We start from the raw sequence: 21,746 nt of genomic DNA, 5'->3' as shown, positions 1-21,746 counted from the left end.
TAGTATGTCCCTTGTTTTTTCAAGGTTTTTATTTAGTTATTTAATATGTGTTCTATCCTTTTATCGTCGGCTTCAACTGCCTTGAATAATTTAATATTTCCATTGGCATCAACCACCATATAACGTGGTATCCAATCGATATTTACAAAATCTCCAAACGGACTTTTCTTGCCGTTTTCGAGATAGTAATGCTCGCCCTCGACTTCATATTTTTTAATGCCATGTTTCCACGCCTCTATTTTTCTATCCAAAGATAAAAATACATACGCAACATCGCGGTGATTTTTCTGTAAAGCTTTCACCTTAGGCATGCCTTTTATACAGTCGCTGCACCATGACGCCCAAATGTCTATAACGATATCTTGGCCTTTATGAGCACTTAATATATCTCTAAAAACCGTTTTCTCGCGATTCAAACTTAGAAATACATCATTTAAAGCGTCTTCTGAAAATTTAGTTGGTGTTTGTGAATTACACGATGTAATACTTATTAAAACAACAAGTAGGGTTACTATTTTTTTCATTTATAAAGTGTGTTTATGGTTAATTGAATAGGTCTAGCTTTTGGCTTCAACCTAACATTATCTATATCTATAAAATTATTCTAGCTTTACTTTAGGATCTAACCAAACATAAATAAGGTCTACAAAAATATTAATGATAATAAAAAGTAAAGCAATAATAAGTACCGCCCCCATAATAACGGGTAAATCTAAGGTATTAAGAGCATTCACGATTTCTTTACCTAAGCCGTTCCAACCAAAAATGTATTCTACAAAAACCGCTCCTGCAAGCATAGAAGCAAACCAGCCCGAAATGGCTGTAACCACAGGATTTAAAGCGTTCTTTATGGCATGTTTTCTTATAATTTGAAACTCGCTTAAGCCTTTAGCTCTTGCGGTTCTGATATAATCCTGATTAAAAACTTCCAATAAGGAATTTCGCATAAGCTGAATAACCACAGCTAAAGGTCTTATCCCTAAAACGATGGCTGGAAGAATTAAGTTTTTCCATCTGATATGCATGCCTTCGCCAAAATCGTCTAACTCGTACAAACTACCCGTCATTTCTAAATGGGTATACTCATGTAATACAAATCCGAACAACCAAGCAAACAAAATGGCGCTAAAAAAAGAAGGGACACTCATTCCAAAAGTACTTATAACTTGAATGAACTTATCGACCCAAATATCTTTGTTTAAAGCAGAAATAACACCTAGAAACACCCCCAAAAGCATGGCAATAACAATAGCCGTTATAGCTAAAACGAAGGTGTTAGGCAAGGTTTCACTAAGCACCTGACTCACTAATTTTCCTTGTTTGGTGAAAGACTCTCGCAAATAGGGTAATTTTAAAACAACGGTTTTGTTTCCTATAGAAAACAAAGGGTTTTCATGATATTTTCCTGGCTTTAAGTAGGTATAATCGCTCTCGACATTGGAATGTATAGAAATGGGAGATAAATCGTTTAAATAATATAAGTATTGTGTGGTGGTCGATTTATCGAAGCCATATTTCTGCTTTATTAGTTGGAGCTGCTCGCTGTCTTCATTTTGCCCGAGCATCATTTGAGCAGGATCGCCAGGAAGTACATTAAATAAAAAGAATATCACAGTAACCACCCCAAAGAGTGTGAGTAAAGCATATCCTATTTTATTTAATAAATAACCTATCAAGTAGTTATGGGTTTATTTTTTTTTAATCACGTCTTCAAAATTAAAGCTTTAAATCTTCGATGTCATTCCAATGTACTTTTTGCATCACAGTACCTTTGTCGAGTTCTAATACTCCTGGATTAGATCGCACCACCGTTTTTAAAGCTTTTTCATCACATAAATAGAACTCAAAATCGATATTATAAGTTTGTTTCATGCGCTGTTTAGCGGTTTCACCTGAAGCTGTTAGTCCGATGATTTTATAGCCTTTTTTACGAGCTTCATCTTGAAGACTTTTTAACTTCAATGCCCCATTTTTTTCAATTTTCTCCAAGCTATACGAAACCACAACAATGAGTTTTTCTTCATTTAAAAACTGTGCGGTGAGGTCTTCTTCTGCACTTTCTATAGAAAAATCGTAAATGGGAGGTTGGTACCCTTCTTGAATCACTTTGGTTTCAACACTAATAAAATCGCCATCTACCGAAGGGTAAGAGCCGTTTGTTTTTATTACTTTTTCTTCTCCATTAATATTAAAGGTCCAACTGTATTCTTGTATTGGTTTAGGTGCGTCGTCTGGAATGGACATGCCTTCTGAGATATTGGCTCCAATTTTATAAGCTCTAAAATCGATAGCCGGTAAATGTTCTAATACATGAAAACCAAACCATAAACTTAAAATAAAACTCAATAAAGCAAAAATGGATGTTTGTAGTTTTCCAAAAACAGGGTGAATGTATTTTACGCCCACAAATAAAATTAATATGAATATAAGAAGGACGAGATCTTTGGTAAAGCTTTCCCATGGGGTGAGTTTAAGAGCATCACCAAAGCATCCGCAATCTTTTACTTTATCGAAATAAGCCGAATAAAACGTTAAAAAAGTAAAAAACACAATCATTAACAGTAAACTCCAGACGGTAAATTTGGGCATATATCCTATTAATAAAAATACGCCTAAAACGACTTCAAAAACCACCACAAGAATAGAAATTCCTAAGGCATATGGTATTAAAAACTCTATATTAAGAACATCGGCACTAAAATATTCCTGTAATTTATATGAAAACCCTAAGGGATCATTCAATTTAATAAACCCAGAAATTATAAATAAAACACCAACAAAAATTCTAGAAATCGCTACTAATACTCTCATCTATTTTTTTCCTGCCTTTAAGTGAATCATAGCGAAAATGGCGTAATTAATCATATCTTGATAATTCGCATCAATACCTTCGCTTACCATGGTTTTTCCTTGATTATCTTCAATTTGTTTAACGCGTAGTAACTTTTGCAATATTAAATCGGTTAAGCTACTCACACGCATATCACGCCAAGCTTCGCCATAATCGTGATTTTTGTCCGCCATCAGTTTTTTAGTTGCAGCGGCCATTTTCGTGTATAGGTCTATAGCTTCATCATGCGACAAATCGGGTTGTTCTACAACACCTTTTTCTATCTGGATTAAGGCCATAATACTATAGTTTATAATCCCTATAAACTCACTCTCTTGGCCCTCATTTACTTTTTGAACGTCATTTTCTTGTAAGCCACGAATACGTTGGGCTTTAATAAAAATTTGATCGGTTAATGATGGTAGTCTCAAGATTCTCCAAGCACAGCCATAATCGCTCATTTTCTTTGTGAATAAACTTTTACAGATATCTATGACAGCGTCGTATTGTTTTGAAGTATCTTGCATAAATAAATTGAATTTTGCGTAAATTTCGCATAAATTATTAGAATGTTCAAAGGTTTAAGGCTTAATCTTCGATTTATATTCCTAGACCTCACAAAACCACATCAATGACTATAAATTGCAAAGGACAACTCATCGATTTATCTACCCCAAAAGTCATGGGAATATTGAATATAACACCAGACTCATTTTATGATGGTGGTGCTCATAAAAATGAAAAAGAAGTACTTTTAGCCGTAGATAAAATGCTGAAAGAAGATGCTACTTTTATCGATGTTGGTGCATATAGCTCCCGCCCCAACGCCGATGATGTGAGCGAAACTGAAGAATTAAACCGTATTCTACCGATAGTAAAATCGCTTGTAAAAAATTTTCCTGATATTTTACTTTCCATAGACACCTTTAGAAGTGAGGTTGCCAAGCAATGTGTTCACGCTGGAGCTGCCTTGATTAACGATATTTCAGCTGGAAAATTAGATAGTAATATGTTAGATACTGTTGCTAAATTAAAAGTACCCTACATTATGATGCATATGCGTGGTACACCAAAGACCATGCAACAGCAAACCGATTACAACGATATTACAAAAGATGTTTTATTCTATTTTTCAGAACGCTTAGCCGCTGCAAAAGCACTTGGGATTATTGATGTGATTGTAGATCCTGGCTTCGGGTTTGCCAAAACTTTAGAGCAAAATTATGAGCTTCTCAACAAACTGGAGCTTCTAAAAATGACCGATAAACCGATGCTTATCGGACTCTCAAGAAAATCCATGATTTACAAAAAACTACAAACTGATGCCCAAAAGGCTCTAAACGGCACTTCGGTATTAAACACGATAGCCTTACAAAAAGGCGCTTCGATTTTAAGAGTTCACGATGTTAAAGAAGCTGTAGAATGTATAACGTTGGTTAATGCCCTAAATCCAAAATAAAACATGAAACTGAATTTTCTTTTGCTAAGCCTGTTGTTTTTATATTCCTGCGGAAATGAAAAAGTAATTGAATTGCCCGAGATAAATCATTCTGAAATTTCTGAAATTAACGATGTCTCAGCTGGGTATTTGTTTTACGATGAGACCCAAACGGATAGTATAGAACTAAACAGAAAAAACTTAATTGTATCAACCAACTGGCTTATTAATGTCGACAAACGCTTAAGCCTAAAACAGGTTATTCCGAAGATTAAATTCCTTCAGGACAAAAAAAACAATTCTAGTCATAAAAACGAAAGCGCCAGAAACTATTATACTTGTCATGATTTAAGCAAAAAAAACTTAGGATTTATCGACTTTACAGAAGTCGTTTACACCCTAGAAGACAGCATTTCAAATGCTACCAAAAATCAAATAATAGTGCGATTTGGTAACAACGACAACATTACGCTTAATCAAAAAGGCAAAGACGTCTCAACTATCAATTCTAATTCAGATAACTTGTTTTCCGACTTGAATAAATTTTATACGACCGGCAGCACCATAACCTTAGGTTTTCATGAAGGTTTAAGTTTTCAGGACTATATTGATTACAAAATCTTGTTTCAAAACAAAAAAAGTACGCCTCTAAAATTCTCAAAAAAAGAGTTTCTTTACAATTAATCATATTTCATTACATTTACCAAAAACCCCAACAATCATTGGAAATTTTTAAAGACATTTTAAATTTTACGGTAGTTGATATTATCGATGTTATTCTTGTGGCTTTGCTCCTTTACTACTTATACCGTTTAGTAAAAGGTACCGTAGCCATTAATATTTTCATTGGAATTATTATTATTTATGGGGCGTGGCGATTAACTGATTTCCTAAACATGGAACTCCTTTCAAGTATTTTTGGAGGTTTTATGAAGGTGGGCATTATTGCTTTAATTGTTGTTTTTCAACCTGAAATTAGGAAGTTCCTACTCATGGTCGGCTCAACCAATTTTGGTCGCCGTGGTAAATTATTTAAGCAACTCAATTTTCTTAAAACAGAAAATAGCAACGAAACCGATGTGGATGCCATCATTTCGGCATGTAGTAAAATGGCCCAATCTAAAACCGGCGCATTAATTGTTTTTGAACGTAACAACAACCTAGATTTTTTATCGGAGTCGGGCGATGAAATGAATATTAAAGTCACTCAACCCATCATAGAAAGTATTTTCTTTAAGAATAGTCCGCTGCACGATGGCGCGATAATCATAAACCACAACACGGTAAAAGCCACCCGTGTTATCCTTCCTGTAAACAACGAAAAAAACATCCCGAAACGTTTTGGTTTACGCCACCGAGCTGGTATTGGTGTTTCAGAAAAAACCGATGCCCTAGCCCTTGTTGTTAGTGAAGAAACCGGACACATCTCCTGTTTTAAAGATGGGGAATTCGTGGTTTACAGTGATTTGAATGAATTAAAACAAATTATTAAAAGTGATTTGGTTTAGGAGGTTTTTTTGGGATCCCAAAACAATAAACACCTACAAAACAACAAGTTAAACCTATTTTTATTGTTGATATATTGTAGTTGTATGTAAGCTATGAAAGCTACGTCTGAAATGAACATTTTAAAAAGAAATATTGGAAAAATTATTCCAATAATAATCTCGATTCCTATTGTCGCAGGTCTAATTTATCTGATTTGGCTGAATTCAATATTTAGTATCAATGAACCCAGTGACAAAAGACTTGAACAACTGTTTGAATCTTATACTAAATCTGAATTCCCAAAATCAGGTCAAATAATTGATAAAGACTATTTAAGCGGAATAAACGATGGATGGGAAACTGGAATTATTAAAGTTAGTGACACAATTGAATTTGAGCATTTATTGAATAGTTTAGAACAAAAAAAAATAATGAATAGAAGAATTAGAGGGAAATATGGTTTCGGATTCTCTTCTAAATTTGCATCTGAAAAAACGACTTTATTAACCCGTTGTGCATTTTAAATAATGCTAATTTTAATATTATTAATGTTTCTCCCAAAAATAAACTTATTGATATACTGAATAGTTGTTAAAGCAGTTATCTTAGCTACGATTCTTGTTTTAAAACCTTCAAAAGTTTTAGCATAATTGCGTCTTATCATAAATTGGTCACAAAGTTGTGAAAATAATGTTTCTATCCTTTTCCTCTTTTTTCTAAATACATAAGGCTGTACTTTGTAATTTTTTTGATTGCTTCTCATAGGTGTATTTAGCGTTATATTACAGGTTTCAAACAAGTTAAGCTGTATTTCTGTTGATAAATAGCCTTTATCACCAATTAATGTACAATCGCTTATTTGCATCTTAATATCTTTAAGATAATTAATATCGTGTACAGATGCTGGACTCAAATCGATACTTTGAAAGACACCATTTACAGAACAAACAGCGTGCAGTTTATAACCGTAATAATTAGAACTTTGAGCTGTACAATAACCTTTATCTGGAAATGCATAAGTGTTTTCTTTACAAATCTTTGAACGAGAACTGCGTGATAATTTACAAACTTCTAAGGGCATACTATCTACTACAAAATAATCTTCAAATTCATTAAAATGGGAAGCTAAGCTTAACCTGATACTGTTGAGCTTATTAACTAGTTTTCGTCTTCTTCTATTGTAGACACTTCTCTCTATTTTTGATAATAGGGAATCTGGAAGTTTTCTAAAAAGGTCATTTTCACTATCTATTCCCATAAATTCGGCAGTAAGACTCAAACTGATAAGTTCTAAATCACTAAGCTTTGGTTGTCGTCTTTGATAACTTAAAAGTTGTTCTTTCGATATTTTTCTTAATACTTCCAATATTCTTTCGTAATTTGCACTCAAGTTGTTCATTAGTAATGATTTGTAGTTAAATCAATTTACTGATTTTCAGTAAGATGAACAACTTTTTTCTTTTAAATCATAATGCACAACGGGTTTTATTAGATTCTATCTATTACACAAAACAAGGTTATATTTTGGGAGTTATAAAAAATGAAAATATTATTCTATTTGAAAAAGATTGGTAAAAGCCTACATACAACAACGTGTATAATTCATTGCTAGTACTTGCCTACTCACAAAAATCCTCACGGATTTTCTATTCGGTTTGTATTTGCTATTTTAGTTGCTAAAACACGCAACGAAATCATACACAAAACCGTTATAAAACACAACCAAAAACCACTCCGTATTCAAGAACTTAACGCAACAAATCTAAATTAATAGATTTGTAATTATGGTACGAAAAAAAACAGGTAGACTTACCCTTAAAGAAAGAATACAGATTGAGACTCTTTTAACTGAAAAAAAGAATAAATCATACATCGCTATAACCATTAACAGAGCTCGATCTACGGTTACAAGAGAAGTTAATAAATGGGTGCAAACAGATAGAGATAAATACTCAGCAGAACTAGCTCATTGGTGCGCCAAAGATGATTACCTAAACAAAAGAAATATTGATAAAATATCTAAGTACCCTAGACTTCGAATTTATGTCTATAGGGGCTTATTATCACAATGGACTCCTGAACAAATTGCTGGAAGACTAAAAGAAGAATTCCCAAATGATCCTATAATGTCTATTTCTCACGAATCAATTTATAGGTACATATATGCAAAGCCTCAAGCTAGTTTAAATAAAAAACTAATTAAACTCCTCGTACGCAAAAAAACAAGACGTAGACCCTCTAAAAAAAGACGCAGAACAGGATCTAAAATATTAAACCAAGTCAGTATAGACCTAAGGCCCGAGCATATTAACCTAAGAAATGAAATCGGACACTGGGAAGGAGATTTAATGATTGGGAAGGATCAAAAATCGGCTATTGGAACTATCGTAGAACGCAAATCTAGATATACATTAATTATCAAACTAAAAGCCAGGAACTCTAAGGAAATTGCTAAAATGTTTTCTAAAGAACTTAACAAACTAGATCCCATATTCAAAAAATCTATGACCTACGATAATGGAATTGAAATGGCAAGACACGAAACAATTACCAAGAAAACAGGTATGAAAATTTACTTTGCACACCCCTATTCTTCTTGGGAAAGAGGTACCAATGAAAACACTAACGGACTCATCAGAAGGTACCTCCCAAAAGGAACAGATTTTAACAAAATTGACTTAAATACATTCATCGAAATTCAAGAAAAATTAAACAATAGACCTCGTAAAATTATTGGATTTAAAACCCCTAATGAAGTTATGATAAAAGAACTAAAAATTGTAGCTTAGACTCATACAAAAAAAAGCAACGTTTGTTGCGTTAGAACCTTGAATGCAGCCACTAAAAATGAAAAAAGCACTTAAAATCACCTCTACTGTTTCAGTCATATTATTTGGAATTTTATGGTTGGCAAGCAAATTCGATTTCTTAACAGCGTATCAATCCCCTGAAATCAGGAACCTATTAGTACTTGTTTATTTAATTACCCGTTTAAAATATTTTCAAATGTCTGTTAAAGACAAAGATGCTGAAATTCAAGAATTGAAATTAAAATTGGAGGAGAAATAGGAAATATCAGTATTCCTTATCAATTACAAGCAACTGAATCCCAATTCTCATCGACACCTCTAAGCCACATGCTCCTTTAAAAACTGTACTTCATACAAGTTTTTATAGTAGCCATTTTCCTTTTTTAGGAGTTCGTCGTGTGTGCCTTTTTCTACAATTTCGCCGGCATCCATCACAATAATCTGATCGGCCTTTTGAATGGTTGCTAAACGGTGAGCAATTACAATAGACGTGCGCCCTTTGGTAATTTTATCGGTGGCATTTTGAATAAGCTGTTCTGAATAAGAATCTACCGAAGAGGTTGCTTCATCCAGCACCAAAATACTCGGGTTCGTAACATAAGCCCTTAAAAATGAAATTAATTGCCGTTGCCCCGAAGAAAGCATCACGCCTCGCTCCTTCACGTTATATTGGTAGCCGTTTGGCAAGGACATAATAAAATCGTGAATCCCGATATCTTTAGCCGCTTGATACACTTGCGCTTCGGTAATTTCAGGATGATTCAATGTGATGTTATTCATAATCGTATCGGCAAATAAGAACACATCTTGTAAAACCACCGCTATTTGGGTACGTAAAGAGGCTAAAGTCACATCTTTAATATCAATACCGTCTACCGTAATCATACCTGACTTAATTTCATAAAAACGACTAAGTAAATTTATAATGGTAGATTTTCCTGCTCCAGTAGCACCAACAATAGCTATGGTTTCTCCTGCTTCAACATCAAAAGAAATGCCTTTTAAAACGGTTTCATCTTCAACATAATTAAAATAAACCTTATCAAAGGATATGGCACCTTCAAAATTTTCAGCAATATAAGTACCGTGGTCATCAATTTGCGACGTGGTATCTATCACTTTAAATACTCTAGTAGCGGCAACCATTCCCATTTGCAAGGTGTTAAATTTATCTGCAATCTGACGCAAGGGTCTAAAAAGCATGGGAATAAACATAATAAAAGCTACCAGATCACCTTGAGAAACGCCGCCTTCATTTAAAACCACATTTAAACCACCATACCAAGCGACTAAACCTATGGTTATCGACGCTGATAATTCGGCAATAGGAAAGAAAATAGAGTTATACCAAACCGTTTTAAGCCAACCTTTTTTATGACGCTCATTAATGGCTTTAAAGTTATCATATTCAATGTTTTCTCTAGTGAATAATTGGAGAATTTTCATCCCTGTTAAGCGCTCCTGAACAAACGAGTTAAGATTAGATACCTCGGTACGCACCTCTTCAAAAGCTTTTTTCATGTATTTCTGAAAAAGGCGGGTCGCATATAATAAAAGCGGTAGCATCGCAAAAACGATTAAGCTCAATTTTAAATTCAAATAAATCATGACACCAAAAACTACGGCCATAGTAAGTAAGTCGCGAACAATCATAAAAAGCCCCTGACCAAAAATATCGGCAATACGCTCCATATCGGTTACAGCTCTTGTAATTAAAACCCCTACCGAAGAATTATCGTAATACTTCATTTTAAAACGCAGCAAGTGATTGAACAACTTAATACGCACATCGACCACCAAATTTTGTCCCAACCAAGTCGCATAATAAATAAAAAGCAACTGAAAAACCGTAGACACCACGAGAATACCAAGCATCATCACGATATAGAACAAAAAGTCCTTTTCCTCTCTAGTGATGATGCTATTATCTATAGCATATTTTGTTAAATATGGGGTAGCCGCACTAAAAGCTGCCAATAAAATCACTAAAACAATAAGACTATAAAACACCAATTTATAAGGCTTTATGTATTCAAAAAGCCGCTTAAAAAGCTTAAAGTCGAAAATATTTTCTTTTGGTTTACTCATTTATTTTTTTATATCTTCAGGATACTCAATATGTGTTAAAAACAAAGCATGTGCAGGAACAGAGAAGCCGGCTTCGCATCTGCTTTTCGATTGGATGATGCTATGCATCTCTTCTACCGCTATTTTCCCTAAACCAATATTTACCATCGTACCAACAATAGCACGTACCATATTTCTTAAAAACCTATTGGCTTTAATAACAAAATGAAGCTCATCATCTTTGTAAAACCATTCTGCTTTCATAATCTCACAATTATAGGTTTTCACATCGGTGTTGCTTTTTGAAAAACATTGAAAATCTTCATAATCGAACAATATTTTTGAAGCCGCATTCATTTTATCTACATCCAAAGGTTTTTTCACAAAATAACTCTGCTCATATTGAAACACATTTTTCTTAGTCGTAATGCGATATAAATACTGTCTGCTTAAGGCATCAAAACGTGTGTGTGCTTCATCATGAACTCTAAAAACATCATTAATAGCGATATCTAATGGTAAATAAGAATTGAGTTTATAAAGAAACTTGTCTTTTTCAAAAGCCATTTGGGAATCAAAATGTGCAAACATCTGTGAGGCATGCACTCCGGCATCGGTACGTCCCGCGCCCATAATGGAGATTTTCTCTCCCAAAATGGTTGTTAAGGCCTTTGCTAAAACCTCTTGTACTGAAATCGCATTGGGCTGATTTTGCCAACCGTGATAAGGTTTTCCGTTATAAGAAAGTTCTAAAAAATATCTCAATTTTAATACATTTGTTCAAACAACAAAGATAGGCAGTTTTATGCTTCTTAAGAAGTATGTGTCCTAATTCTACATTAAAAGATTTTCATGACTAAAATCCTACTGCTTTCCGATACCCATGGCTACATTGACGATGATATTTTAAAATATGTAAAACAAGTTGATGAAGTCTGGCATGCGGGTGACATAGGCCGTTTAAAAGTAACTGACGTTATAAAAAAAATTAAGCCTTTACGCGGGGTTTATGGTAATATTGACGATGCCGAAATACGTGTGGAATTCCCAGAACACAACCGTTTTATGTGTGAAGATGTAGATGTCTGGATCACGCATATTGGAGGCTACCCTCCCAAATACAATAATCGTGTTATAGATGGTATTAATGAAAATCCGCCACGAATATTCATCTGTGGGCATTCGCATATTTTAAAAGTGATGCCAGATAAAAAACGCCATTTGATTCATATGAATCCTGGTGCCGTTGGGAAAAACGGTTTTCACAAAGTGCGAACCATGTTACGATTTACTATTGATGGGAGAAAAATAGAGAATCTTGAAGTGATTGAATTTCCGGTGCGTCATCCTAGGTAGGATCGGGTTTTGAGTTTTGGGTTTTGGTAAGTTTTACTTCGTCTTGAAACTGGAAACAAAAATCATATAAAAGACACAAATTCCACAAATTATCACGAACCGTATTACATAACAAACCATCTTAACAACTAAACTCCAGTAGAATGTATATAGAGGAAGTAGACCTTTGGCTATACCTAATTCCATCTTTGAAACTTTGGAGCTTTGAAACTCTAAAACCTTAAGCAATACGCCGTAAGCTATAGGTTACTCCGTCTTTAGAACTTTGCCTTTATGTGAATTTTTTACTTTCTAACCTCTAACTTTATAACTCTGTAACTTTGAATCTTCTCCAAATTAACAGTATTTAACGTATAAAACCCTAAGTTTAAATTCATAAATTGTAGTTTTGCCTTTCGATTTATTAAAACAGTAAACATTAATATTTATGAGTCAAGTAAAAGAAAATGATACCGTAAAAGTTCATTACACAGGAAAATTAGGAAATGGTCAAGTTTTTGACAGTTCTTTAGAAAGAGAGCCTCTAGAAATTACTCTAGGTCAAGGGATGCTTATTCCTGGTTTTGAAAAAGGTATGATTGACATGAAAGTAAACGAGAAAAAAACAATTAATATTCCTGTTGCTGAAGCTTATGGTGAGGTGAGACAAGAGTTATTTTACGATGTAAAAAAAGAGCAATTACCTCCAGAAATGACTCCTCAAGTTGGTATGGGATTAGCCTCTAAAGACCCTGAAGGTCGTGAAGTTCAATTTAGAGTTGCCGAAGTTCATGATGATTACATCGTTGTTGATGCCAATCACCCATTAGCTGGTCAAGATTTAACTTTCGATTTAGAGCTTGTTGAAATCAAGTAATTAACGATAACGAGTTAACATATATTTGAATGCCCAGAACTAAGTTCTGGGCTTTTTATTTTGTGATATATTCTAATTTAAAAATTTATGTTATTTAGAGCTAGTCAAAATATCCCGCTCCAATGAAATTCTAATATGATGAGAACCTGAAATAAAATCAGATTGACGTAAGAGTAACTTTTTTACATGTCATATTCAGCTTGTTTAATTATTTCAGTAAACACCTTTATAATTAGGGTTTCGACGGGCTCAACCTGACAAATACAAGTAACTAAACCAAAACCTCAGCTACCCTTTAGGATTTATAAACGTTTCAATGTCAAAAGTTGATAAGTCAGGATTTGCCCCTTCACGTTGGGCAACCAAAGCGCCAACCGCACTTGCAAAATTAATGGCTATTTGAGGCGTAATTCCGTTTAACAACTGACTTATCAAAGAGGCTAAAAAAGAATCGCCGGCACCAACGGTATCGGCCACCTTTATTTGGTAACCACTATTATAAAACAAATTGTCATCATAAAGCAACACCGCTCCATGAGATCCTTTGGTCACACAAATATGGTTGGTATGGGTGTTTTCGGCTATATAGTGTAAATTTTGTTCTAAACCATTGAATTTAGATCCCATAAAAGCAGCCACTTCAAAAAGCTCATCATCATTAAATTTTATAAAATCGGCTTTACGCATTAAATAAACTAAGAGCTCTTTGTTATAAAAAGGAGGTCTTAAATTAAGATCGAATATTTTATACGTCTCTTCTACTTCAAGTAAATTAAAAAGGGTTTGTTTAGATACGGCATCGCGAGCGGCCAAACTACCAAACACAAAAGCATCAGCTTCTTGTACCGCTAATTTAGCCGCTTGTTTCAAGCAAATTTTATCCCAGGCACGCGGATGTTCAATCGTGTAACTCGCCGATCCTTTAGCATTTAAAACCACCTGAACCTCTCCTGTTTTATAATCTTCTAGAATTTGTACGTGATTTGTATTGATGTGATGTTCTTCTAAATAATTCAAGATTGTAGCTCCCAATTCGTCTTGACCAACAGCACTAATCATAGTGACATCATGATTAAACGAGGCCAAGCGAAGGGCTACATTTAAAGGTGCTCCGCCTATTTTTTTATGCTCAGGAAAAACATCCCAAAGCACTTCTCCAAAACAAACAATATGAGCCATATTATATTTTTTTAGAATTTAATTTCATGAACTATTTTATGTCAGACTAAGACTTACCTATAAAAATTTTAATAAATATTAGATTCCATAGTACGCTGGTTTATAGAGTTTTTAAATATCTCCAAAATACGCTTGGCAATACCAGTCCATCCAAAATTACGACGGGCAAATCGTGCGCCTTCCACAGACAATTCGTTTCTTAAATTGGGGTACAATAGCGGCATAGACAACATGGCTCCAAACTCTATAGGGCGGTGCGGATCGGCAAAAAGGGCTTGATTTCCAAAATCGATTAAGTCGTATAAACCACCGTGCACTGTAACAACACTTGGCGTTCCGCAGGCCATAGCTTCAATAGCTACCATACCAAAAGGTTCATATCTAGACGGCATAGCAAATATATTTGCCGAACGGTATACATTCGCTAAATCTTCATCGGCGATATAGTTTTTCCACTTAATTTTATCGGCAACCCCAAGCTCATTAGCTAATTTTTGAAGTTTTTCTACGCCTAACTTGTCTTGCTCCGAATCACCACCAACGGCAGCTACCAATCGGGCTTCCGGACAGAGTTCAAAAACAGTTGGCAAAGCCTGAATAAGTAAATCGTAACCTTTATTGTGTGCCATTCTTCCGAGGGCCAAAATATCGGTCGGATGGATATCGTACTTTAATCGAATTTTATCATTTTCTTTGGTAGGCACCGGGTAAAAGCGATTTTCATCGATACCAGGAGGAATCATACCGCAATTTCGAGGTAACACATCGTATTGCTGTGTTAGCAAATCTACCTGTGGTAAAGTGGTTGCGATTACATAATTACACATTTGAAACACAAAATATTCTTTTCGAATACGCTCTTTGAAACGGTAGGTTTTCTCCATTTCCTTTTCATCCATATCACTACCCATGGTATGCTGTTTCCACCATCCTAATGAGTGTGGGGTATGCACGTGCGAAATACCTAGTTCTTCAGCAATTTTCTGTCCTGCCCATCCAGCATCCCAATAATGTGAGTATACGATATCGTACTTTTTACGCTCCTTTTTAATCGCCGCTAAAGTATTGGTAACAAACTTTTTGAGGTGATCGTGCATATCTTCCTTTCTTATGAATTTTTTTCCACCAAAAGGGATTCGCCAAACACTAAAATTCTCATCTACATGATCGTATTCTGGCTGGTCTTCAAACTGTCGGGTAACTAAATCTACGGTCCTTCCTAGCCTGCTAAAGCGATCGGCGAGTTCTAAAACATAAACTACTTGTCCGCCGGTATCTGGTTTTCCTAATTCTGGGTTTGCTGCAACATAACCGTGCAGCGATATCATTAAAATTGACTTCATCGTAATTATATTTAGTTATTATTTGGCTATTTTTAAATCATGACAGGCAGAAATATATTGTGCGGCAGACCAAGCCTGATAAGCTTTTCCCATAGGTTGTCCTGTGGTACCATGTGCCCATTCGGTAAACTCCCATTCGTGATTAATGCCTTCTTTATTGATTAAAGCGAGTTTATACAATTCGGAAATCGCGACTTCACGTTGGCCTAATTTATTAACAAACTTCACCCAAAACCCGCCAACAAAGGGCCAAATACCACCGTTGTGATAATGGTTAGGTAAATTCAATAAATTCACGGTATAATAGGGGCGCCAATCGGGATCACCAGGCATCACTACAGGATACACATTAGCTACAGGAAACGGGTCGTTAACCCCAACCCCCAGCATAAAACGGAAGGTTTGATGTGCTTTTTCGGCATCGACAGTACCGTGTAAAAAGGCCAAAATATTTCCTAGAGTATCGCAACGCCAACTAAAGTCGAACGGTGTTGTTTGGGCTATTAAATAAGAAGTATCTCCCAGGGTAAATTGCTTTTCAGCAAAAGACACCGAATTAAACATTTGCTGTTTGGTTGAAGGCCAGAAATTTTGAACGATTTCTTTTTTTATAACCTGCGACCAACGGATGTACTCCCCTGCTTGTTCGGAGTCACCCAACATTTCTAGCATACGACCAAAACAAACATTGGCACGATACCACAGAATTTCATCGTAAAGAATGTTATAACTTCTACCAAAAAGATCGGTCCAATCGCCAGCTTCAGGGATTTCTAGAAGCGCATCATTATTACTATCATGCGCGCCCAACCAAATCATGGTTCTTTTAATATCTTCAATATGTGTTCTAAGGAATTCGATATCCTTAGTCACATTCACGTATTCATAAAAGGCAATAATCACCCAAATCCCAGAATCGATAGAACAAATGCCGCCTACACCTGAGTAATCGGGCACATTATCTTTAATGCGCACATTTGAAGGGATTTGTCCATTTCTAGAAATATGCTCAAATAAAGTTAATAGGGTTTGCCTCTGGCATTTATGGATCTCTTCATCCTGAATTAAAGGCAGCGAACCAATTACTGTAATAGCGCCATCGCGAGCCCAAACACTATAATAATTCTCGTCGGTACCATGGGCCACATTATCGGCTATGGAACAAGCAGAAAAACCTAAAGGTGTGATGTTTTTCTTTAAAGCTTCAACAGCCTTTTTATAACCTTCTTTAATTAATGCAATCTTCTCATTTTCATCTTCAGCAGCAATATGATTTAATTCCTGTTGAATAAAAAAATCATCGGAATGATCAATATTTGTATCGGCATTCGCCTGCTCTGGTAAGACTCCATAAAAAACCAATCCTTCAATAATACCATCGCCTTGCTCTTTTTCTGCGTGATACACTTTTCGGTGTTTGGTATAAACGTATAACTCTTCGTGAGCATTAGCAACCACAATACCTTTAATATCTTTTAAGTCGAACATCGCGGAATCGTTACCACTATCGCCAGCAACAATAACTTCGCAAGGATCAATACTTAAATTTCGTAAAAGCCATTGCAAGGCATTGCCTTTATTGGCCCATTTTGGTAAAATATCTAAATACCTTTCGCCAGAATATACCACATTAATATCCATATTCGCCTTGGCAAAATCCTGCTCAATACTTTCAATAAGATCAGGCGTGGCATCGTGGAAGAAGTAACTTCTTTTATAAGCATGTTGAAATTTAGAAGGTTGATCGCTAATGGGGTGCGTAATACCTTTTATAACATTTTCTACAGCCTCTAAATTCCAGCCGTCGTCTAGAATATCATTAAATTCTTTAACGACACTTTTTGTATTATAGTTGTAAATGTGGGTTCCTACGCCAGAAATGATGTAATCGGGTTCCGGTAAAACCTTAGTTTTAATAAGGTTTAAAACATCGTCGATAAGGCGACCGGTATTATAGGTGAGTAAAACCTCTTGAGAAGGCTTGTGTTTTTTCCAAATTTTACGAAAGTTACTTTTGTAGGTATGAAAATCTATTAACGTATTGTCAATATCAAAAGACAAGAGCTTAATGGGGCTCTTTTCAACAGGGTTTGTATCCATATTTTAAAAAGACGGTTTTTGTGAATTTTCGATTGAATTTTACTAAAAACAAGCAAAAAAACATGGTTATTGGCTTAATTTATGTAAAAAAAGTCACTAAACCGTCCTTTATCGAATTGGATATGAATTGTCCATTTTATTTTTACTGAAATAAAAATATTACATACCTCAAAATAAATATTTGAAAATATAAGCTACTTATTCCATGAATATGAAAATAGCCAAACCAAACCCTATAAACCACTTATAAAACTACCATAAGGGTCCTTAAATTGAATCCCTTCGGTAAAACGGTGTTTGCCTAACTGTTTGAATTCTACAAGTGCCCAGAGAACAAACTCCTTTACAAAATAGCTATCTTCTTGTGCTAAATTAGGTTGATGCTTTGCTAGCAAATCATCTAAAGGTGTGATGGCTCCCAGTAATCGTTGGTATTCTTTATCTTTAGCATCGTCAAGCAGCTCGAAACCTTCCTTTTGGTTGAAAAACCAAGAAACAATATCATCGTAATCGCTTTCATCATCCTGTTTTTTAAGTTTTTCGATTTTAGGAAAATACTCGACAAACAAACTTTGAACCGCTTCGCCTATTAAATTGTAGGCTACTAGTGCTGCACCTTCTTGTTCCCCTTCGTAAACCAACTCCACTTTCCCTGTAATAGACGGGATAATACCAACAAAATCGGATAAGCGCACCATGGTTTGCTCGTCGCCAGCTAATAAAGCTCGGCGCTCGGCCGTACTCAGTAAATTTTCTAAAGCAGTAATACTTAAACGGGCACTTACTCCACTTTTAGCGTCTATATAATCGTTCTCACGGGCTTCAAATACGATTTGCTCTAATAAATCTCTTGCCAAATCAGGTACTAAAACCATAGATTTCTGGGCTTCAACAAGCTTGGCTTCCTGCTCCGTAATTTGTCTAGCCGTTTCAATATTTACTGGATAATGGGTTAAAATTTGCGATCCAATACGATCCTTTAATGGTGTTACAATACTACCTCTATTGGTATAATCTTCTGGATTTGCCGTAAACAAAAACTGAATATCTAAGGGTAATCGTAATTTAAAACCTCGAATTTGGATATCGCCTTCTTGTAGAATGTTAAAAAGGGCTACTTGGATGCGCGCTTGTAAATCGGGCAACTCATTAATAACAAAAATACAACGGTTGGCCCTAGGAATCATCCCGTAGTGAATCACGCGATCATCGGCATAGCTTAACTTTAAATTCGCCGCTTTAATAGGGTCAACGTCACCAATAATATCGGCTACTGTAACATCTGGCGTTGCTAGTTTTTCGGCGAAACGTTCCCTACGATGCAACCAAGCGATTGGCGTTTCGTCTCCTTTTTCTTTAATAAGCTCCACCGCAAATCTCGAAATAGGTTGCAACGGATCGTCATTAATCTCGGAACCTGCAACGTATGGTATATACTCGTCCAATAAATTTAGCATCAAACGCGCCAATCGTGTTTTTGCTTGTCCTCGTAAACCCAATAAATTAATATTGTGACGCGATAAAATAGCACGTTCCAACTCAGGGATTACAGTATGCTCATAGCCATGAACTCCTTCAAAAGTGGTTCCTTTATTTTTTATTTTCTGAATTAAATTCGTTCTTAATTCGTCTTTTATAGATTTACTTTGATATCCAGAAGCTTTAAGCTCCCCTAGTGTTTTTATATTCATACTAAAATTGAAATTGACTATTTGTTATTGAATATTGATTGTTAAACTGGTTATTGGTTGTTTGTTATTAGTTGTTGGTTTTGAATATTGCTTACAGCATAATGACTTAAAGCGTATCTCCTACATTTAACTTCCCCGAATCCTTTTCTTCCTATTGGTTTCGTAATCTTCAAAAATCATTTCACCTAAACCTTTAATACCTGTGTAAAACGCTTTGCCTTGATTCGCATAAGTAAACTCACGAACAAATTGCATTAAATAGGCATCTTTAGCAATCATAAAAGTGGTTATGGGTATATGTAAACGTCTGGCTTGTTGCGCCATGGCGTAGCATTTATTAACGATATGCGCATCCAAGCCCATACTGTTTTTATAATATTCGCCATCGGGAAGTCTTAAGCAACTGGGTTTCCCATCGGTTATCATAAAAATTTGCTTGTTGGTGTTTCGCTTTCTGCGGAGTAAATCCATGGCCAGTTGAAGTCCTGCAACGGTGTTGGTGTGGTAGGGTCCAACCTTCAAGTACGGCAAATCTTTTATTTCAATTTGCCAGGCATCGTTTCCGAATAATAAAATATCGAGCGTGTCTTTGGGGTAGCGTGTGGTAATTAATTCAGCTAAAGCCATGGCTACTTTTTTAGCCGGTGTAATGCGATCTTCTCCGTACAAAATCATACTATGGCTTATATCTATCATAAGTACGGTACTCATTTGCGATTTATGCAGGGTTTCTTCAACCACTAAATCGTCTTCCGAAAGGGTAAAATCACCTATTCCATGACTTATTTGGGCATTTTTTAAACTTTCTGTCATCGACACCTTATCTAAAGCATCTCCAAACTGATAGTTTCTAAAATCACCAGTATGTTCGTCGCCAGCGCCCGAACTTTTACTTTTATGATTCCCCTGTCCGCTACGCTTTATTTTTCCAAAAATATGATTTAGAGCTTGCTGTCTTATGGCGCGTTCGGTTTTAGCCGTAATGGCTGTTCCGCCTTTACCATCGGGATCTATTTCTTCCTTTATATAGCCTTTCTTTTTAAGGTCTTCAATAAAATCGTCTATAGTATAATCGGGTGTCGAAAGTTTGTATTCGACATCCAATTCCCTTAACCAATCAATAGCTTCATCAAAATCACCAGAAGTATGTGTAATTAGTTCCTTGAAAATTTCAAAAAGTTTTTCAAAAGGCGATTGGTAAGGTGCTTCATAACTTTTAAATACGAAACCCTTTTTAAGTGTTTTTTTATCATTCATAGCCCTATAAAAATAATACATTTTATATAGAAACAAGAAATAGGTAAAATTATGATTGTAATCACAGCAAGATTAACAAGAAAACACCTCAAATTAAATATTTTAAACTAATTTTAGGCGCCAGTATAACCCTCCAAAAAGACATCACATGAAACGACTTATTTCTTTAATTTTAGTTACACTTCCTCTTTGCAGTCCAGCACAAGTAGTATTGGATGCAGATGGCCCGGGAGACACCTACGCCCTTATAACATCTGTTTTAGCACCAGGCTACAATCCTATAGAAACTCCAGATTGCAGTCATACTACCTTTGGCAATCATATCGATGAAGTTTTTGACAACACCTTAAACAGCTACGTGTTTCGATTTCATATTCATACTAATGAAGACAATGACCGTTGTAAAAATTTCGACAGACAACGCAATGAAATTAAAACTTACGGCCAATCGCCTGATAATTTACTGGGCATTGAAGGTGAAACCGTAATCTATAAATGGAAATTTAAACTGGATCAAGGCTTTCAATCTTCATCGAGTTTTACTCATATTCATCAATTAAAATCTGTTGGTGGTTCGTTGGAAAGTATGCCAATGTACACCTTAACCACACGCAAAGGAAACCCAGATCAACTGGAGCTACGTTATGCCGAAACAAACTCGCAAACTACCCTAAAGAAAACAGATTTATCACCTCTTGTTGGCACCTGGTTAGAGGTTACAGAAACCATAAAATATGGCACGACGGGAACTTATGATATTATTATTAAAAAAGTTAGTGATAACAGCACTTTGTTTTCATACACCAATAGCAATATTGTTAATTGGAGACCTGAAGCCACTTTTGTGCGTCCGAAATGGGGTATTTATAGAAGTCTAAATAACGTGGCAGATCTTAGAGATGAAATGCTTTGGTATGCTAATTTTAGTATTGAAGAGCCCTCAACCCTCTCAACTACTAATAGCGCTTCTGAAAATGGGTTTATCATGTATCCGAATCCAGTAAATGACACCTTATTTTTAAAACAAATCTCGCCAAAAGCAAAATTGCTACAGATTTTCTCTATGGATGGAAAAAAAGTATTAGAGGAACCTTTAAGCCCGGCTTCCGAATTAAAGCTAGATGTTACAGCCCTTTCAAGCGGGAATTACATTCTTAAAATTAAAGGTGAGCAATGGCATCAATCTAAACATATTACTATTTCTAATAAGTAGGTACTTGGTTAAAACTAATAAACATATTTTTTAAACACAAATTACTGAACCTTAAATTATAATGAAAAAAGACCTATTTAGTTTAGTATTCGGAATTTTAACAAATCTGAATTACGTT

21 protein-coding genes are annotated in these 21,746 nt (G+C 35.3%); 9 read left to right on the top strand and 12 right to left on the bottom strand.

Annotated features, from left to right (window positions below):
* Positions 1–32: 32 nt before the first annotated feature.
* From C1A40_RS11810 to C1A40_RS11795, 4 genes are all read right to left on the bottom strand, one after another.
* Entirely contained in the window at positions 33–524 is a 492-nt protein-coding gene (locus C1A40_RS11810; protein ID WP_102996072.1) for a TlpA family protein disulfide reductase, read from the bottom strand.
* 75 nt (positions 525–599) lie between these two features.
* Complete coding sequence (locus tag C1A40_RS11805; protein ID WP_102996071.1) at positions 600–1,676, bottom strand: ABC transporter permease; 1,077 nt, start codon at positions 1,674–1,676, stop codon at positions 600–602.
* A gap of 40 nt (positions 1,677–1,716) precedes the next feature.
* The gene (locus tag C1A40_RS11800; protein ID WP_102996070.1) at positions 1,717–2,811 is read right to left on the bottom strand and encodes a BT_3928 family protein; all 1,095 of its coding nucleotides are present in this window, start codon (positions 2,809–2,811) and stop codon (positions 1,717–1,719) included.
* On the bottom strand, positions 2,812–3,357 hold the full coding sequence (locus tag C1A40_RS11795; protein ID WP_102996069.1) for a DUF1599 domain-containing protein: 546 nt from the start codon (positions 3,355–3,357) through the stop codon (positions 2,812–2,814).
* A gap of 104 nt (positions 3,358–3,461) precedes the next feature.
* Between C1A40_RS11795 and folP the strand changes: the two genes are divergently transcribed.
* From folP to C1A40_RS11775, 4 genes are all read left to right on the top strand, one after another.
* Positions 3,462–4,289 carry a dihydropteroate synthase gene (gene folP / locus C1A40_RS11790; RefSeq protein WP_102996068.1) on the top strand — a complete coding sequence of 276 codons (828 nt, stop codon included), beginning with the start codon at positions 3,462–3,464 and terminating at the stop codon, positions 4,287–4,289.
* Between the two features lie 3 nt (positions 4,290–4,292).
* Positions 4,293–4,952: a hypothetical protein gene (locus C1A40_RS11785; RefSeq protein WP_158651345.1), complete on the top strand. Its 660-nt coding sequence runs from the start codon at positions 4,293–4,295 to the stop codon at positions 4,950–4,952.
* Between the two features lie 38 nt (positions 4,953–4,990).
* A complete protein-coding gene (gene cdaA / locus C1A40_RS11780; RefSeq protein WP_102996066.1) occupies positions 4,991–5,776 on the top strand; it encodes a diadenylate cyclase CdaA in 786 nt (261 codons plus the stop codon).
* 93 nt (positions 5,777–5,869) lie between these two features.
* The gene (locus tag C1A40_RS11775) at positions 5,870–6,280 is read left to right on the top strand and encodes a hypothetical protein (RefSeq protein WP_102996065.1); all 411 of its coding nucleotides are present in this window, start codon (positions 5,870–5,872) and stop codon (positions 6,278–6,280) included.
* Here C1A40_RS11775 and C1A40_RS11770 read toward each other — a convergent pair.
* Positions 6,277–7,155 carry an IS982 family transposase gene (locus C1A40_RS11770; protein ID WP_102996064.1) on the bottom strand — a complete coding sequence of 293 codons (879 nt, stop codon included), beginning with the start codon at positions 7,153–7,155 and terminating at the stop codon, positions 6,277–6,279. The genes C1A40_RS11775 and C1A40_RS11770 overlap by 4 nt on opposite strands.
* A gap of 385 nt (positions 7,156–7,540) precedes the next feature.
* Here C1A40_RS11770 and C1A40_RS11765 point away from each other — a divergent pair, with 385 nt between their 5' ends.
* Both C1A40_RS11765 and C1A40_RS11760 read left to right on the top strand, forming a co-directional pair.
* Complete coding sequence (locus C1A40_RS11765; protein ID WP_102994224.1) at positions 7,541–8,545, top strand: IS30 family transposase; 1,005 nt, start codon at positions 7,541–7,543, stop codon at positions 8,543–8,545.
* A gap of 58 nt (positions 8,546–8,603) precedes the next feature.
* The gene (locus C1A40_RS11760; protein ID WP_158651344.1) at positions 8,604–8,825 is read left to right on the top strand and encodes a hypothetical protein; all 222 of its coding nucleotides are present in this window, start codon (positions 8,604–8,606) and stop codon (positions 8,823–8,825) included.
* Between the two features lie 59 nt (positions 8,826–8,884).
* On the opposite strand, the gene C1A40_RS11755 is transcribed toward C1A40_RS11760, so the two are convergent.
* Positions 8,885–10,654, bottom strand: a complete 1,770-nt coding sequence (locus C1A40_RS11755; RefSeq protein WP_102996062.1) for an ABC transporter ATP-binding protein — start codon at positions 10,652–10,654, stop codon at positions 8,885–8,887.
* On the bottom strand, positions 10,655–11,398 hold the full coding sequence (gene truA, locus C1A40_RS11750) for a tRNA pseudouridine(38-40) synthase TruA (RefSeq protein ID WP_102996061.1): 744 nt from the start codon (positions 11,396–11,398) through the stop codon (positions 10,655–10,657).
* Positions 11,399–11,485: 87 nt separating this feature from the next.
* Between truA and C1A40_RS11745 the strand changes: the two genes are divergently transcribed.
* Positions 11,486–11,989, top strand: coding sequence for a metallophosphoesterase family protein (locus C1A40_RS11745; RefSeq protein ID WP_102996060.1), 504 nt, complete (start codon positions 11,486–11,488; stop codon positions 11,987–11,989).
* 427 nt (positions 11,990–12,416) lie between these two features.
* A complete protein-coding gene (locus tag C1A40_RS11740) occupies positions 12,417–12,845 on the top strand; it encodes an FKBP-type peptidyl-prolyl cis-trans isomerase (RefSeq protein ID WP_102996059.1) in 429 nt (142 codons plus the stop codon).
* Positions 12,846–13,133: 288 nt separating this feature from the next.
* On the opposite strand, the gene C1A40_RS11735 is transcribed toward C1A40_RS11740, so the two are convergent.
* From C1A40_RS11735 to C1A40_RS11715, 5 genes are all read right to left on the bottom strand, one after another.
* Entirely contained in the window at positions 13,134–14,024 is an 891-nt protein-coding gene (locus C1A40_RS11735; RefSeq protein WP_102996058.1) for a carbohydrate kinase family protein, read from the bottom strand.
* 68 nt (positions 14,025–14,092) lie between these two features.
* Entirely contained in the window at positions 14,093–15,367 is a 1,275-nt protein-coding gene (locus C1A40_RS11730) for a glycosyltransferase (RefSeq protein WP_102996057.1), read from the bottom strand.
* An 18-nt stretch (positions 15,368–15,385) separates the two neighbouring features.
* Positions 15,386–17,467, bottom strand: a complete 2,082-nt coding sequence (locus tag C1A40_RS11725; protein WP_102996056.1) for an HAD-IIB family hydrolase — start codon at positions 17,465–17,467, stop codon at positions 15,386–15,388.
* Positions 17,468–17,700: 233 nt separating this feature from the next.
* On the bottom strand, positions 17,701–19,158 hold the full coding sequence (locus C1A40_RS11720) for a magnesium chelatase (protein WP_102996055.1): 1,458 nt from the start codon (positions 19,156–19,158) through the stop codon (positions 17,701–17,703).
* 126 nt (positions 19,159–19,284) lie between these two features.
* Positions 19,285–20,415 carry a vWA domain-containing protein gene (locus tag C1A40_RS11715; RefSeq protein WP_102997203.1) on the bottom strand — a complete coding sequence of 377 codons (1,131 nt, stop codon included), beginning with the start codon at positions 20,413–20,415 and terminating at the stop codon, positions 19,285–19,287.
* A 148-nt stretch (positions 20,416–20,563) separates the two neighbouring features.
* Between C1A40_RS11715 and C1A40_RS11710 the strand changes: the two genes are divergently transcribed.
* Positions 20,564–21,628: a T9SS type A sorting domain-containing protein gene (locus C1A40_RS11710; protein ID WP_102996054.1), complete on the top strand. Its 1,065-nt coding sequence runs from the start codon at positions 20,564–20,566 to the stop codon at positions 21,626–21,628.
* Positions 21,629–21,746: the final 118 nt, after the last annotated feature.

It is taken from the genome of Tamlana carrageenivorans (assembly GCF_002893765.1).
GTDB lineage: Bacteria > Bacteroidota > Bacteroidia > Flavobacteriales > Flavobacteriaceae > Pseudotamlana > Pseudotamlana carrageenivorans.
Note: the sequence above shows the minus strand (reverse complement) of the source record. Positions and strands in the feature narration are given on the sequence as shown.